This window comes from Sphingobacterium sp. UBA5639 (assembly GCF_002421245.1).
GTDB classification, from domain to species: Bacteria; Bacteroidota; Bacteroidia; order Sphingobacteriales; family Sphingobacteriaceae; genus Sphingobacterium; species Sphingobacterium multivorum.
On sequence record NZ_DIJR01000005.1, the window covers coordinates 303,458 to 317,894 of the forward strand.

A 14,437-nucleotide genomic window follows, 5' to 3' on the forward strand; every position below is an offset into this window, starting at 1 on the left:
GGATATGGGTGCAAGGATATGGCTTAAAGTTAAAGGTACTATGCTAGGGGTCGCTTTTATGGCGATCCTTGGAGTGTCCTATGGGCAGCAGGCAAAGATTACTTCGATAAAGGGAAATGGGCAGAGGTTGCAGGTGCAGGTAGACGTTCCGACCCCTGGTGTCTATACCTTGGTTTCAGAAGGTGAGGTTACCGATTTGGATAAAATTAAGGCTGCGGATAAAACAGGTATGATGACGCTGTATGCGATGATTGATGTTCGCGCTGCACGATCGACCAAACGGATCGTATTCGACAGCTTTAAAGGTGCGAAGCAAGATCTTGGTAAATTTTATTTTGGGAAAGGGAAGCAGACGGTCGGCATGCAATTGCCAGCTAATTTTAAAATTAAAGCTGTTTCGATCAATGCCTTTGTGCCTCCAGTTGCACCAGCTGCAGCGGAAAATTATAAACCAAAGATTGTTCCACCTGCAGGTCATCCCAGATTATGGGTTAATAAAGAATCTTTGCCGCTTGTTAAAGGGCGGCTGGAAGAGGCGGAGCATCTGGAAGCTTGGGGAAAAGTGAAAACACTTGCGCAGCAACCTGTTCAATTTATTTTTGATCCGAATAAGGAAATGTTTTACGATGAAAAGCTCGAGCGTGCTATTGAATCAAAAGCGTTTTATTACCTCATGTCCGGTGACGAAAAAATAGGTCAAGAGGCGGTCAGACTGGCGGATCAGTACTTGACGATGTTGGAGTTCGGGAATGTATCCTATGGTGATATTACACGCGAGCTGGGACGTGCAATTTATACGGGTGCACTGGTGTACGACTGGTGCTACTCCTTATTGGATGTACGCGTTAAGGCCAACCTGCATAAAAATATGATGCGTCTGGCGCAAGATATGGAAATTGGCTGGCCTCCCTTTTTTGGTATCGAAAGTATTATCAATGGGCATGGGAATGAGGCGCAGGTGTCGCGCGATCTGCTGGCAATGAGTATTGCTTTATATGATGAGGATCCTGTACCTTACAAATATACTTCATATTCGATATTGGAAGAGTTGGTGCCTATGCGCAAGTTTGAGTATCAGTCTCCGCGCCATAATCAAGGTGTTGATTACGGTGGCTATCGTTTTGGGTGGGAAATGCACGGAGCCTGGTTGTATTATCGCATGCTTGGCTATCCGGTTTTTGACGATAACATCAAGAATATGCCGTATTACTGGCTGTATATGCGCACGCCTGACGGAAAAATGTTACGCGACGGGGATATGTTTAATGTAAAGTACAACAGCAGTGCCGATTTTTATTGGAAAAATCCGCAGACCATGTTGCTTTGTTACGCCTATTCAGGCAATCCGGTAATCAAGGCCGAGTTTGTCAAGCAGGGCGGTTTGCCCGACAATCCAATCTTGTTCCTCCTCTTGGATGATCCAAAATTGAAGCCGGATTTTGACCGTGAGAAAATGCCGTTGACGAAGGATTTTGGACCCATCTTAGGGTCTATGGTTGCCCGGTCAGGCTGGAGCGAAGAGAACGGAAGTTCCGACGTGGTTGCAGAAATTAAAGGTGGCGGTTATCATTTCGGCAATCATCAGCATGCCGATGCAGGGGCATTACAGATTTATCATCATGGTATTCAGGTTGGTGATCTTGGTTTGTATCTTTCCTATGGCTCCCCTTATGATTTTAACTTTAATAAGCGATCGGTTGCGCATAGTATGCTTTTGGTGCGTGATCCTGCTGAGCCGCTGTTATTTAGGACGAAAACAAACGATGGTGGGACTCGGTTTAGCCAGCGTTTTCCACGCACGGTTGAGGAGGTGTTGAGTGACTCTTGGTACCATACCGGAGAGGTCAGGGCGTCGGCATTTGGTAAGGATCCCGTTCAGCCGAGCTATAGCTATTTCAATATGGATCTAACGGCCGCATATGCTGCTAAAGTAAAATCCTATGCAAAAAGTTTCCTGTTTTTGAATTTGAAGCGGAAGGATGTGCCTGCTGTCATTGTCCTATTGGATGAGCTTAAGACAAACAATCAGAAATTCGAACCCTACTGGCAGATCAATACGCTTGAAAAGCCTTTACAAAGTGAAACAGGTTTTGTACTGACCAGTAAATTTAAAAACGCAGCCGGTTCTACCTATGTTGATCTGCTGAAGCCACAGTTAAAAGACTGTGCGGTGAAATTGTATTCGGGTGATTCGACTGCTTTTGTTTTTGGTGATCTTTATCAGGTCAAGTCTCCTTGGCCTGAGGCTAGGGGAACACGGATTATGGTTTCGCCCAAACAGGAAAGTGATCAAGCGAGTTATGCTTCGGTTTTTCAGATGACGGAGAGTGGCTCATCAAAATTACAGGTGTATGCTGAGGAAAAAGCGAACTATTACCTCATAAGAGTAGCTGATCGTTTACTGGTGGTGGCCAAACCAAATCAATATCTTAATGAAGCCATTGAATTTGCGGTGCCGGGAGATCAGTCGTATGAGGTTGTTGTGGTTGGTTTGAAAGATGGATTCTGGAATATGAAAAGTTCATTAAAAAATAGTAGCTTTAATATAAATGTCCTGAAAGGGAATCATACAACCAGTTGGAAATCTAAAGCCGAAACTATTTATTTATCGCCGGGGAGACAGTATGGTGCCCAAGAAGGAAAGAATAATTAAAGAATACATTGTTTAAATTTTTTTAATGATTTTGTATTCTTATTTTTGCATAAAATTGTATACAATATGAAAGAGGATTCGCTTGCCTATAAAGTTTATTTAGAAGTACGTAAGAAAATTTTGTCCAGTCAGCTGGCTGGAGGGGCAAGATTGGTGGAGAGTGCTTGGGCGGATAAGATGACGGTGAGTCGAGTGGCTGTTCGTGAGGCTTTTATGCGGTTAGCAGGCGAGAGTCTGGTGGAGTTTGGTGAAAAAGGCGGCTGCTTTGTGAAAAAAATGACAGTCGAAGATGTGAAGGATATTCGTGAGCTGCGTGAGTTGTTGGAAATAGGTGCATTAAAGATTCTGTTTTCAAAGAAAAGTAAAGAGCTTATCGAAGATTTGGAACTGATCTGTAACGATTTTTCTGAGATGGTCAGCAAGGGATATTATGGTGGTGCTTGCGAGGCGGATGTTCGTTTTCATGAGCGGATTATTGAGGGAACTTGCAATTCAAGGTTGATTTCTATTTACAAGAACAGTAACATTCCCTTATTTCATATGAAGCTCGGGGCTATTATGGGGCAGATGGAAGATTACCTGGATACGGAGAAGGAGCATCGCGCTATTGTTGATGCGCTGAAAGCGGATGACTGGAATAAAGCTTATACCACTTTGGTCCATCATTTGGATCGGGGCGAGCAAGAAGCCTTGGAATTGGTTTAATATTTTTTGGATTTTTATAGGGGGTCTATTGTTTACAATAGACCCTTTTTTGTGCTGTCCCACTGCAACAATTGCCCTTTTTCAGCTTCTGTAATCATAAGTCCCTGAATGCCTTTTGGGTCTAAAGCACAATTTGTCGGATTCTTTCCCGGCGTAGGTATTTTCTCGGTCGTCTTGTTTTTGGTATCAATGGATAGGATATGTTGCGATCCATAGATAGCGGCATAAAGCTGGTTATCCTGATCGAAGGCAATTCCATCTGGGCCAATAAGACCACCTGTTTCGATGAATTTTTCGATGTTCTCCACCTGTTGTGTCAAGCTGTTCCAGTGCATTTTCCAGATCCATTTTGTACCCGTTTCAGCGACAAAAAGTGTGCAGTTGTCTGCTGCAAAGGCTAATCCGTTTGGGTAAAAAAGGCCTGTGTGGATCTTCGTAAGCGCACCATGTTTATGTAGACAGCAGATGTAGCCTGTACCATCTTCCAGGTCATTTCCCGGGCAGGAGAATAATAGGTTTCCTTCGGTATCAAAACATAAGTCGTTGGGCATTTTTAATGGCTTTCCTGCGATTTCCGTGACTATTGTCGTACAGGTTTTGTCGAAGGGATCATAGCAACGGATGCTGTTTTGTTGTGCGTCGCAAAACCAAATCACTCCTTTCTTATCGATTGCAATGCCGTTGGGATGTCCGCCCACGGCTATCCTGCCATGCTGGTTGTTTTTGTAATAAACTAAGTTTCCTGCTTCTTTCTCCACAAGCCATATACCACCCTCCCGGTCGAAAGCGGGGCCTTCTGGAAAAAGAAGTCCTTCAATGAGAATATTCATTTTTAAAAATTTTAAAATTTATTTTAAATGTATACAAAAATATTGTAATTTGGTATACATAAAATAAGGTGTATTTAAATACAACTTATTGATGACTGCAACATGTGTGGCGGTGATCGTCCAATTATAACAATAACAAATAGCAAAACTTTTAATAGGCATGCAAGAAAATGAAAAATCAGCCGCGATACTGCGGGAGAATGCAAGATGGATACCGGGTGGAGTGGTGTCCTTAAATCGGAAGTCAGATCCGAATATCTGCTTCGTCAAAGGGAATGGTAGTTTGGTCGAAGATATTGACGGGAACAGCTACATAGATTATCAAGCTGGATTTGCAGCATCCTTTCTGGGGCATAATGATCCTGACGTGAACGCTGCAGTGTTACAGACCTTGCAGGAACAGCAGGTATTGATGGGGGCTGGGCCAACCTTACTCGAAGGAGAGTTTGCGGAGCTTTTTTGTCAGTCCGTTCCTTCGGTGGAGAGTGTTCAGATTACAACGACAGGATCGGAAGCGACTTACCATGCGATCCGTATTGCCCGTGCAGTAACAGGTCGTGATCATGTGATTGTTATGCAGGGGGGCTACAATGGTTGGCATAACGATGTGGCCTGCAATGTGATCAGTCAACGGGCAGATGTGGGTTCATATCAAAGTCCGGGGGAATATCCATTCGATTCATTGAGTGCTGGCGTTCCTAAAAATCACAGCGATTTGGTACACATTGTCAACTACAACGATTTGGAAAGTGTGCTGTATGTGGTTCAAAAATATGATGTTGCCTGTATTCTGTTGGAACCGATTCTTCAGAATATCGGGATTGTGAAGCCAAAGGAAGGTTATTTGGAAGGCTTACGCAACATGGCCGACGCGCATGGATTTCTGTTGATCTTTGATGAAGTGAAAACCGGATTCAGACATGCGCTGGGTGGCTATCAGTCCATCTGTGGTATTCAGCCCGATCTTTCAACCTTCGGAAAGGCGGTTGCAAACGGCTACCCATTGGGGGTTATTGCAGGGAAGAAAAAATATATGGATTACTTTGTGGATCCTGATAAGTCGAAGCGCGTTATGATTGCCGGTACCTTTAATGCTTTTCCGCTAACGACGGCGGCGGCGATTGCGACTTTGAAAAAATTAGGAAGCGCTGAGCACCGCGTTTATGAGCACGTAGAGGCGCTTGGTGCGCGTTTGGAGCAAGGATATAAGGAAATATTTCCTAAATTAGGCGTACCGTTTTATGTCGCACGCCAAGGATCTGCCTTCTGTACATATTTTATGGACCATGCGCCAGTCAATTTTCATGATATTTTGGATAACCACAATTTTGAGCTGGATACCCAATATCGAAAAAAGCTCATAAAAGAGGGGATTTTCAATTTCCCGGCACCAATTAAACAAGGAAGTATCTCCTTTGCGCATACGGAGGATGATATCGACAGAACGTTGGAGGCAACTGAACGCGTAATAAAAAGTTTGTAAACCCTAACTATGAAAATAACCGCTATTGAAACCTTTGTATGCCATGCGCGCATGCGAAATTGGATTTTTGTCAAAATTATGACCGACCAGCCCGGGCTTTGGGGATGGGGCGAAGCCACATTGGAATGGCATACGCAAAGTGTGGTCGGAGCTATCAAGGATATTTCTCAATTGTTGATCGGCGAAGATCCGCGTCGTATTGAATACCTGTGGCAGATGATGTATAGACAACATTTCTGGCATGGAAACGGTATCGTTCGCGGTACGGCCATCAGTGGTATCGATATCGCCTTATGGGATATCTTAGGTAAAATTCACAATGTCCCTTGTCATGAGCTGTGGGGAGGTCGTGTACGTGACTATATCCGTTTGTATTGTCATTTAGGTGGAGGTCGCATGGAGGATTTTTATGAGACTGCTCCGGACGATGCCAAGCGATTTGGGGATCTGGCGCTAAAAGCTGTTGATGAGGGTTTTACTGCTTTTAAATCGATGGCTGTTCCAGAGACGATGTCGTTGGAAGGTCTTCGTCCCATTAAATATGCTGAAGCTTGTGTGAAGGCCATGCGTGATGCTGTCGGCGACGATATTGATATTATGGTGGATTGCCACGCGCGGCCAAGCCCACGTATGGGGATGCAATTTGCGAAAGCCTTGGAGCCCTATGGCCTGTATTTCTTTGAAGAGCCATGCTGGCCAGAGACCATGGAAGATATTGCTTTGATTCAACGGGCGGTGACGACACCTATTGCTTCAGGCGAACGTTTGATCGGAGTGCATGCCTTTCGGGATATGCTCGAAAAGCGCGCCGTAAGTGTTATACAGCCTGATATTACACATTGTGGCGGTCTGACTGAAGCGCGTAAAATTGGAGCTTTGGCCGATGCTTACCGTGTATCTATGGCACCACATAATCCACAGGGCCCCGTGAGTACGGCTGCTTCCATTGAGCTGGGATTTGCAACACCATCTTATATTATTTGTGAAAGTGTGCATAAGGACGTCGAATGGCGTCAGGACGTCGTTACCGAAGGGTTTACGGTTCAAGAGAAAGGGCGGATTGTCCTTCCGAATAAGCGCGCCGGTTTGGGTATTGAAATCAATGAAGAAGAGGTAAAGAAACACCCTTTTCAACAGGAAATATTGCAGCGAACCTTCTATAAAGACGGTAGTGTAGGGGATTGGTAGTCTAAAAATAGCGATAATGGAGGAATATAAGAATAAGGTCGTCTTGATCAGTGGGGGACTTGGCGATATCGGAAGGGCTATGGCTGAAGCATTTTTGACCCAGCAGGCCATTGTATGCATCTCGGATCGGTTTGAACCACAGGTGGCTAGCGAGCGATGGCCCTTGTTGGATGCCCCTGGAGCGCGTCTATTTTATGATCAGGTCGATGTAGCGGATGCCGGGCAGGTGGACGCCTGGGTGACACGGATAAGACAGGAGCTGGGGGCAATTTCCATCTGTATCGCGAATGCCGCATGCGTTGCGATTAAAGATTTCAGCACGTTAAGCAATGCGGAATGGAAGAATGAAATGGCCGTTAATCTCGACGGTTCATTCTTCTTGGCGAATGCCTGTGCAAAGTCATTTGTGGAGAATGAGATCACAGGTTCGATCGTTTTTATGGGCAGCTGGGCGGCACACGCCGTACATCAAAATTTACCGGCATATAGTGTCTCTAAGGCTGGCCTGCGTATGCTTTGCCAGGCCATGGCCCTTGAATATGCAGCATACGGAATTCGTGTCAACGAGATTGCACCAGGCTATGTCAATGCGGGCTTGAGCAAAGTGGTCTGGTCATCAAATGCCGAACTTCAAATGAAAGCAAAGGCTGTGGTGCCACTTGGTCAGATTATAGAAGCTGAAGAGGTTGCAAAACAGGTACTTTGGATCTGTTCGGACAATTGTAAACATATGACTGGTACCGCAATTGTGATGGATGGTGGACTGTCCTTGATTAGACCCTAATGTATGAAACAGAAAGACCTCTTGAAAGAAACGACCGGTAGCTTGTACGCACGATTTGGACTTAGCCAGTGTGATATTACTCCACCGGTCGGCATCTATTCCCGTAATTGGGGTGCAGCTGCATTTGACCAGGCAACCGCTGTTCACCAACCTCTGTTGATGCATTGTTTAGCTATGCAATCCTGCGATGGCTTGCCCGCAATTCTGCTAACCGCCGATTTGGGCTGGTGGAAAAATGCAGCTGATGAACAAAATTTGCGATTAGCACTGCTCAGTCATTTTAATCTGGCTGAATCGCAGCTGATTTTTGCGCTGTCGCATACCCATGCCGGGCCAAGCATCTGTTCGACAGATGCAGCCCAACCTGGAGGTGAACTGATTTCGCCCTACCTTGAATTCCTCAAACAACAGGCGATATATTGCATCGAAACGGCACTAAGTGGGCTGTTTAACGGCAGCCTAACCTGGAATTATGGTGTATGCGATTTGGCCAGCAACCGCGATCTGAAAGTCGATGATCATTATCTGATTGGCTACAATCCATTGAAAGAAGCGGATACAACCTTGTTGGTCGGGCGGTTGTATGATGAAACTGAAAGCTTAAAAGCAGTTATTTGTAATTATGCCTGCCACCCAACCAGCTTTGCCCACGAGAATGATTTGCTCTCGCCCGATTTTGTTGGCGAGATGCGGAATACAGTAGAGCGCTCTTTATCCGTGCCTTGTCTTTTTTTACAGGGTGCATCCGGTGATTTGGCTCCGCGGAGACAGTATGTAAAAGATCCGGCACTGGTTGAAGCCAACGGGAAGCAGTTGGGCTATGCGGTGCTCGCGACGCTGGCCCAGGAACAGCGTAGTCATAAAAACTGGGTTTTTAAGGAATCTTTGATCTCGGGGGCGCCACTGGCCTGTTGGGGATTTCGGGAACAGCGCGCTTCAACCGATTTTAAGCAAAGGGTATTATCGATCAAAGTACCTTACAAAAAGCTACCGAGTCCCGAAGCAATTTTGAGTGAATACGAAGGCTGTACGGACCGTGTTATGAAAGATCGCCTTTGGCGAAAATATAATACCCGCAAATCCATCGGCGATCAAGAGGATGCTGTTATTCCGGTGTGGATCTGGAAAATGGGAGATGCTGTGTTGGTGGCGCAGGCCAACGAAGCTTATTCCTGTTATCAAATCGAAGTAAGAGCCGAATTTCCAGATCATACGATCGTTTTTATCAATATCGCGAATGGGTATGTGGGGTACCTTGCACCGAAAGAGCTTTATGATAAGGATATTTATGCCGTGTGGCAAAGCCCCTATGCCAGCGGCGGTCTTGAAATACTTATTGAACAAACTAAATTAGGAATTCAAACATTATTGACCGATGAAACTCGATTGGATTGACGTCATTATTTTTGCCGTGTATATTATTGGTATAGTGGTATTGGGCTTATACGCTTCGAAAAAAAACTCCGCCTCGAAGCGGGACTATTTTCTTGCGGGCGATAAGCTGCCCTGGTGGATGATCGGGGGTAGTATCATCGCAGCAAATATCAGCAGTCATCATCTCGTTGGCGCTATGGGCGCCGCTTATAGTCGTGGTTTTGTAGCCATTACCCTGGAGTGGGGCGCGATCCTAATCGGTTTTAATGCATTATTGTGGATATTTCTTCCCTTTTATATCCGCAACGGTTTCTATACGATACCTGAATACCTCGAAAAGAGATACGGCAACGCTACCCGTGTACTTTATGCAATTTTGATCTTGTTTACTTATGTGTTTGTGGAGATTGGGGCAGTTCTTTATTTGGGCGGTCTGTCGCTGCACGCTTTATTCGGCATTCCTATTTTATACAGCATTTTTGGAATGGCAATTCTGACCGGTTTATATACCGTATTAGGTGGGCTAAAAGCGGTGATATGGACAGAGATGGTGCAGCTCGTCATTCTGGTGTTGGGGGGAATTGTACTAACTTTTGCCACCATTGATGCAGCAGGGGGATTTCAGTCGGTCATAGACTCATCGAAAGATTGGAAAATGTTTTATCCTGCTTCTGATCCTGATTTTCCCTGGACCATGTACTTAGGCGGATTATTGTGTATCAGTGTGTTTTATTGTGCGACAAACCAGTTTATTGTGCAGCGCGTATTAGCGGCAAAAAATGAATGGCATGGGCGTATGGGAGTTATCTTTGGTGACTATCTTAAATTTTTGGTTCCATTGATTATTACTATTCCGGCATTGGTGGCTCCAAAATTCCTACCTCATCTCGATCAGCCCGATTTGCTGTTTGCAACACTCGTGGAAACCTTACTGCCCAAAGGTCTGGTAGGGTTGGTGATGGCCGGATTAATTTCGGCGATCATGTCCCACATTTCAGGAGCGATCAATTCCTGTACAACAATTCTGACCGTGGATATCTATAGCCAGTATATTAATAAAAATGCAAGCGACTGCGAAGCGGTCCGTTTTGGTAAGCGCGCCGGCGTTGCTATTATCGTACTCGGGATCATGAGTGCGGTTGTACTGATCAGTTATTCGGATAAGCCGGTTTTCCTTTATTTGATGAATCTGTATGGTCTTTTCACGCCAGGCATCGCAACAATGTTTTTAATGGGGGTATTTTGGAAAAGAACCACATCGCAGGGTGCTTTAACAGCAGGTTTACTGACAATTCCCCTTTCTTTACTTTTGGAATACACCTTACCTGAAATGCCGTTTTTTAATAGAACAGGCATTGTATTCTGGACTTGTATGCTTGCTTGTGCTGTGGTCAGTTTGTTGACACCAGCGGTCGCCGAAGCAAGATTAAAAAATCTGGTGTTGACGGGCGATTCTTTTCAGGTACCGGATCAGGATAAAGCCGCTTACCGTGGTTTTCGAAATCCGACCTTATGGTGGATTATTATAACGGTGTTGGTGCTTTATTTTTATGTACGTTATTTTTAGCTTAACTTGTTGACCTGTTATACTCTTAAAACTTATCCAGATGATCGACCCAATATTGAAAGAATTAAATGCCAAGATAGCGACTGTTTTTCCAAAAATCGTTGCAATGCGCCGACATATCCATCAGCATCCTGAATTGTCTTTTCAAGAATACGAGACAAGTGCCTATATTCAGCAACAACTTCGCGAACTGGGTATACCATTCGAGCTTGTCGCTCAGACAGGTGTTGTGGCTGTACTGACCGGACAAAAATCGGCGAGCGATGATATTGTGGTATTACGGGCTGATATTGATGCTTTGCCGATACATGAGCAAAATGATGTGGACTATAAATCGAGGAATAGCGGTGTCATGCATGCTTGTGGCCATGATTTTCATACGGCTAATCTCTTGGGGGCGGCGTCCATATTAAATGATTATAAAACGGAGTTTTCTGGTAAAATTATACTACTATTTCAGCCTGCTGAGGAAAAGATTCCGGGCGGAGCGATTCAGGTTTTGGAATCCGGGATTCTGGAATCTTTTGGTGGAACGATTAAAGCTGTGCTGGGGTTACATGTAAGTCCCCGTGTTTCTGTAGGAAAAGTCGGTTTACGTTCGGGACGATTTATGGCCTCGAGCGACGAGTTCTATTTCACCATTAAGGGACGTGGTGGCCACGCTGCGGAGCCACATCGGGCTGTTGATCCCATTATGATCGGCGCGCAGTTACTCACCACCTTACAGCAAGTTGTCAGCCGGAAAGCCAACCCCGATGTGCCGTCTGTATTGACCTTTGGTCGTTTCATTGGGGATGGTGCTGCCAATGTTATTCCCGAGGAAGTCAAATTAGCCGGAACATTTCGTACCATGGATGAGGTATGGCGCAAGGAGGCGCTGGAAATGGTTGCTGAAATAGCGGCAACGCTTCCCGTATCGCTGGGTGCAAAGGTGGAAGTTGAAGTACGGCATGGTTACCCCGCACTTTATAACGATCCCGCATTAACGCAAAAAGTCAAAACAATTATTGCGGAAACGATGGGGAATAGTGTGCCACAAGATCTCGAAATCTGGATGGCGGCCGAGGATTTTGCTTATTATTCTTATCGTTATCCGGCGTTGTTCATGTTGATTGGGACAAATAACGACGATTCCACCACGCAATATGGTCTTCACAATCCACAGTTCAATCTGGATGAAAAGGCTTTCGAAACATCCATGGCTGTTTTGGTCAATGCAGCTATTTCTCTTTTGAATGAATCAAATGAATAGAAAGAAATTCTTGATGTCCTCTTTTGCATTTGGACTATCCTATGCCGTTAATGCGAATAACAAGCTGTCCTCGAGGCAAGAGAAGGTAAAAAAAATAGGGATCATTGGACTGGATATTACGCACGCTGTTGCTTTTACAAGAGCGATTAATACGGCTGCCAGCAATCATCCCTATGGAAAATTCAGGGTTACTGCGGCTTACCCCTATGGAAGCAAAACGATCCCTTTAAGTATCGAGCGTATTCCGAAAATTACAGCGGAAGTGCAACAGCTCGGGGTTTCGATCGTATCAAGTATTGCCGAACTATTGAAGAAAGTAGATTATGTACTTTTGGAGACAAATGATGGAAATCTCCATTTGGAACAGGCACTTCAAGTGATTAAAGCAAAGAAACCTTTATTTATTGACAAACCAATAGCGAATTCCTATGCGGACGCTTTCAAAATTTTTGAAGCTGCAAGAAAGTATGGTTGCCCTATTTTTTCGTCAAGCTCCTTGCGTTATATTACCGGTCTTCAGGAAGTGGATAGGACTAAGGTTATCGGAGCAGATGTCTATTGTCCGGCAGTAACGGAACCTTCACATAAGGATTTATATTGGTACGGCATTCATGGCGTTGAAATGTTATTTGCGTTGATGGGATCGGGGTGTCTTTCGGTAAAGACTGTTCAGGAACAGGGTACCTCGTTTTATGTTGGGAACTGGGCGGATGGAAGAATTGCCTCACTTCGGGGCATTCGTGAGGGGAAGGATGATTTTGGTGGAACGGTTTTTTTGAAAGATCAGATTGTCCATTTGGGGCAATTTATGGGATACGGTCCCTTGTTGGATAAGATCCTTCCATTTTTCGAAACGGGTGTAAGTCCGGTTGACGAAAAGGAAACCCTGGCAATATGCGCATTTATAGACGCCGCCGAAGAAAGTAAATTAAACGGCGGCAAGACGGTTCTGCTTCAAAAATAAAAAACTATGTAGGTATGCTTAATACGTATTCGCAATCGTGATCAATAACGCACTATTAAAAATCGAAGCTGGTGATATGACCGTTTCATTTAGCGGGACGCTGTTGCCGTAACGCTCTTTCAATTTGGTTTTTACTTCGGGGCTGCTTAGGTCAAAATCTTTCAGCTTTTCCAGCTTCCCAACTTCGATGCCTGCTCCACGTTGGTATATTTTCCAGATCAATTCCGAACAATATATTTTATCGTCCGACCATTCGAATGTAGCATCGTAATTTTTTCCGAGAAAATTTTTGCCGATTGATTTCATTTTGGCCAGCGTCGAATTGGTCAGTACCTGATCTGCATTTTTGAGGCGCTTGACCGCGTAATGCTGCTTTTCCCCTCGCGCAATCCAGTGTTCTAACTTAGTTACAGTTACGGGCTGTACGGCTTCCAGTACATAAGGATTACCGTTCTCATAAAAAATAATCCCACAATGGGAATACGGAGAACGCGTCGCTAATTGGATCGCTTTACATTGCGGTGAAATGGAAGACTGAAAGATCATATCACCATCTTTGAGTGGGGGCAATTTCGCATTATCTTTTGCGTGTTTGGGGGCCACTTTTTTTGGTTGAGCATGTATTGGCTCAGCAAAGATCAGTGTGACTAACATCAAGCTAATCAGCGATAGCAGGTATATAAATGTCTTTTTCATTGTTTTATTGATGACTTATTGAAATAGTTTCATGATTTTCTTTGACTTGGTCCTTTCGGCAAGTTGAAAAGCAGATAATACGTCGGATTCATTTTGGTATACTTTCTCCGTGTTTGCACCGTTCTGCAAAGATAATCTACGATTATTTTGTTTTTTATTAAGATAGCTTTTCCAAGTAATGTGCATTGTGTAAAGCTATAATCAGCTTTAATTTCATCAATACCCAGTCGGTTCAGGCTATTTAAACAAGTTTTACGGATAAAATCCATGTCGTTTTTTTCTATTGCTATCTTCAGGATTTCGAAATCATTGAATTGTCTGTTTTTAGCTAGAAATAAATGGTGAAACTGTTTGGCGATAGCGTACTGTCCCTTTTCTAAAATCCGATGAATGGCATTGCTGCTAAATTCCTCTACTGTGGAAAATCCATGCAGCTGACTAAAAAATAAAAGTATATTTTCAAAAGGGAGCTTGGCTACCTCCAGTTGCATGAGGCCGCTCAGATCGTTCGTGTCGAATAAATTCTCCATGTATCTGAGGCTGTCCAAAGCGATAAATTGAAATTCGGGTTGATAGTCCGCGAGCCAATTGGAGGATTTGGCTATTACAAAGGTGTTGTTAGCAATCCTATAGTTGATAGAGATAGCTGGTTCAGCATAGTTGATTATTGTTATTGTACTGTCTGATAATTCATAATGTTTTGAACGAAGATGCGCTGTCGTTGCGGTGGGAAAGAGCCTGTTGAGATTGATCTGTATGGCGTATACGCCCAACTTGTCTGCATGCAAATTATAACAAAGTGTTCCTTGCTCTGTGATGTAAAAGGGTATTCTGCTCCCCGGCTGCTGCTGTGACTGAAAAACGATCTTGTTTTGGTAGGCAAATAACGATGTTGCCAGACCGGCTAGTAAGCAAAGCATGCAAAGACCTATTTTTAACCC

General features: G+C 44.4%; 12 protein-coding genes. 9 read left to right on the plus strand and 3 right to left on the minus strand.

Annotated elements, in window-relative coordinates; all coding sequences use genetic code 11:
* Window positions 1-4 precede the first annotated feature (4 nt).
* A complete protein-coding gene (locus B4Z90_RS05110) occupies window positions 5-2,653 on the plus strand; it encodes a hypothetical protein (protein WP_286801559.1) in 2,649 nt (882 codons plus the stop codon).
* Between the two features lie 66 nt (window positions 2,654-2,719).
* Window positions 2,720-3,358 (plus strand): GntR family transcriptional regulator, encoded by a 639-nt coding sequence (locus B4Z90_RS05115; RefSeq protein ID WP_286801560.1) that lies wholly within the window; start codon window positions 2,720-2,722, stop codon window positions 3,356-3,358.
* A gap of 32 nt (window positions 3,359-3,390) precedes the next feature.
* On the opposite strand, the gene B4Z90_RS05120 is transcribed toward B4Z90_RS05115, so the two are convergent.
* Entirely contained in the window at window positions 3,391-4,188 is a 798-nt protein-coding gene (locus tag B4Z90_RS05120; protein ID WP_286801562.1) for an SMP-30/gluconolactonase/LRE family protein, read from the minus strand.
* Between the two features lie 160 nt (window positions 4,189-4,348).
* On the opposite strand from B4Z90_RS05120, the gene B4Z90_RS05125 reads away from it, so the two are divergent.
* From B4Z90_RS05125 to B4Z90_RS05155, 7 genes are read left to right on the plus strand one after another with little or no spacing between them, the layout of a single operon-like run.
* On the plus strand, window positions 4,349-5,671 hold the full coding sequence (locus B4Z90_RS05125) for an aspartate aminotransferase family protein (RefSeq protein WP_046675766.1): 1,323 nt from the start codon (window positions 4,349-4,351) through the stop codon (window positions 5,669-5,671).
* A 9-nt stretch (window positions 5,672-5,680) separates the two neighbouring features.
* Window positions 5,681-6,859: a galactonate dehydratase gene (dgoD, locus tag B4Z90_RS05130; protein ID WP_046675767.1), complete on the plus strand. Its 1,179-nt coding sequence runs from the start codon at window positions 5,681-5,683 to the stop codon at window positions 6,857-6,859.
* A gap of 16 nt (window positions 6,860-6,875) precedes the next feature.
* Complete coding sequence (locus tag B4Z90_RS05135) at window positions 6,876-7,643, plus strand: SDR family NAD(P)-dependent oxidoreductase (protein WP_236560162.1); 768 nt, start codon at window positions 6,876-6,878, stop codon at window positions 7,641-7,643.
* Window positions 7,644-7,646: 3 nt separating this feature from the next.
* Window positions 7,647-9,038, plus strand: a complete 1,392-nt coding sequence (locus B4Z90_RS05140; RefSeq protein ID WP_115048032.1) for a hypothetical protein — start codon at window positions 7,647-7,649, stop codon at window positions 9,036-9,038.
* Window positions 9,019-10,584 carry an SLC5 family protein gene (locus B4Z90_RS05145; RefSeq protein WP_115048034.1) on the plus strand — a complete coding sequence of 522 codons (1,566 nt, stop codon included), beginning with the start codon at window positions 9,019-9,021 and terminating at the stop codon, window positions 10,582-10,584. Before B4Z90_RS05140 ends, B4Z90_RS05145 begins: the two co-directional genes overlap by 20 nt.
* Window positions 10,585-10,624: 40 nt before the next feature.
* On the plus strand, window positions 10,625-11,836 hold the full coding sequence (locus B4Z90_RS05150) for a M20 metallopeptidase family protein (protein WP_070569572.1): 1,212 nt from the start codon (window positions 10,625-10,627) through the stop codon (window positions 11,834-11,836).
* Window positions 11,829-12,800, plus strand: coding sequence for a Gfo/Idh/MocA family protein (locus tag B4Z90_RS05155; protein WP_236560163.1), 972 nt, complete (start codon window positions 11,829-11,831; stop codon window positions 12,798-12,800). The genes B4Z90_RS05150 and B4Z90_RS05155 overlap by 8 nt, the downstream gene beginning before the upstream one ends.
* An 18-nt stretch (window positions 12,801-12,818) precedes the next feature.
* Here the strand turns inward: B4Z90_RS05155 and B4Z90_RS05160 are convergent, their stop codons facing one another.
* On the minus strand, window positions 12,819-13,496 hold the full coding sequence (locus B4Z90_RS05160) for a YiiX family permuted papain-like enzyme (RefSeq protein ID WP_070569578.1): 678 nt from the start codon (window positions 13,494-13,496) through the stop codon (window positions 12,819-12,821).
* A gap of 29 nt (window positions 13,497-13,525) precedes the next feature.
* Window positions 13,526-14,416, minus strand: a complete 891-nt coding sequence (locus B4Z90_RS05165) for a hypothetical protein (protein ID WP_115048036.1) — start codon at window positions 14,414-14,416, stop codon at window positions 13,526-13,528.
* Between the last annotated feature and the right edge of the window lie 21 nt (window positions 14,417-14,437).

Bases quoted from the DNA above. Each gene is read 5' to 3' on its own strand.
- B4Z90_RS05110 (WP_286801559.1), top strand. From the start codon at position 5: ATGGGTGCAAGGATATGGCTTAAAGTTAAAGGTACTATGCTAGGGGTC.
- B4Z90_RS05115 (WP_286801560.1), top strand. From the start codon at position 2,720: ATGAAAGAGGATTCGCTTGCCTATAAAGTTTATTTAGAAGTACGTAAG.
- B4Z90_RS05120 (WP_286801562.1), bottom strand. From the start codon at position 4,188: ATGAATATTCTCATTGAAGGACTTCTTTTTCCAGAAGGCCCCGCTTTC.
- B4Z90_RS05125 (WP_046675766.1), top strand. From the start codon at position 4,349: ATGCAAGAAAATGAAAAATCAGCCGCGATACTGCGGGAGAATGCAAGA.
- dgoD (WP_046675767.1), top strand. From the start codon at position 5,681: ATGAAAATAACCGCTATTGAAACCTTTGTATGCCATGCGCGCATGCGA.
- B4Z90_RS05135 (WP_236560162.1), top strand. From the start codon at position 6,876: ATGGAGGAATATAAGAATAAGGTCGTCTTGATCAGTGGGGGACTTGGC.
- B4Z90_RS05140 (WP_115048032.1), top strand. From the start codon at position 7,647: ATGAAACAGAAAGACCTCTTGAAAGAAACGACCGGTAGCTTGTACGCA.
- B4Z90_RS05145 (WP_115048034.1), top strand. From the start codon at position 9,019: ATGAAACTCGATTGGATTGACGTCATTATTTTTGCCGTGTATATTATT.
- B4Z90_RS05150 (WP_070569572.1), top strand. From the start codon at position 10,625: ATGATCGACCCAATATTGAAAGAATTAAATGCCAAGATAGCGACTGTT.
- B4Z90_RS05155 (WP_236560163.1), top strand. From the start codon at position 11,829: ATGAATAGAAAGAAATTCTTGATGTCCTCTTTTGCATTTGGACTATCC.
- B4Z90_RS05160 (WP_070569578.1), bottom strand. From the start codon at position 13,496: ATGAAAAAGACATTTATATACCTGCTATCGCTGATTAGCTTGATGTTA.
- B4Z90_RS05165 (WP_115048036.1), bottom strand. From the start codon at position 14,416: ATGCTTTGCTTACTAGCCGGTCTGGCAACATCGTTATTTGCCTACCAA.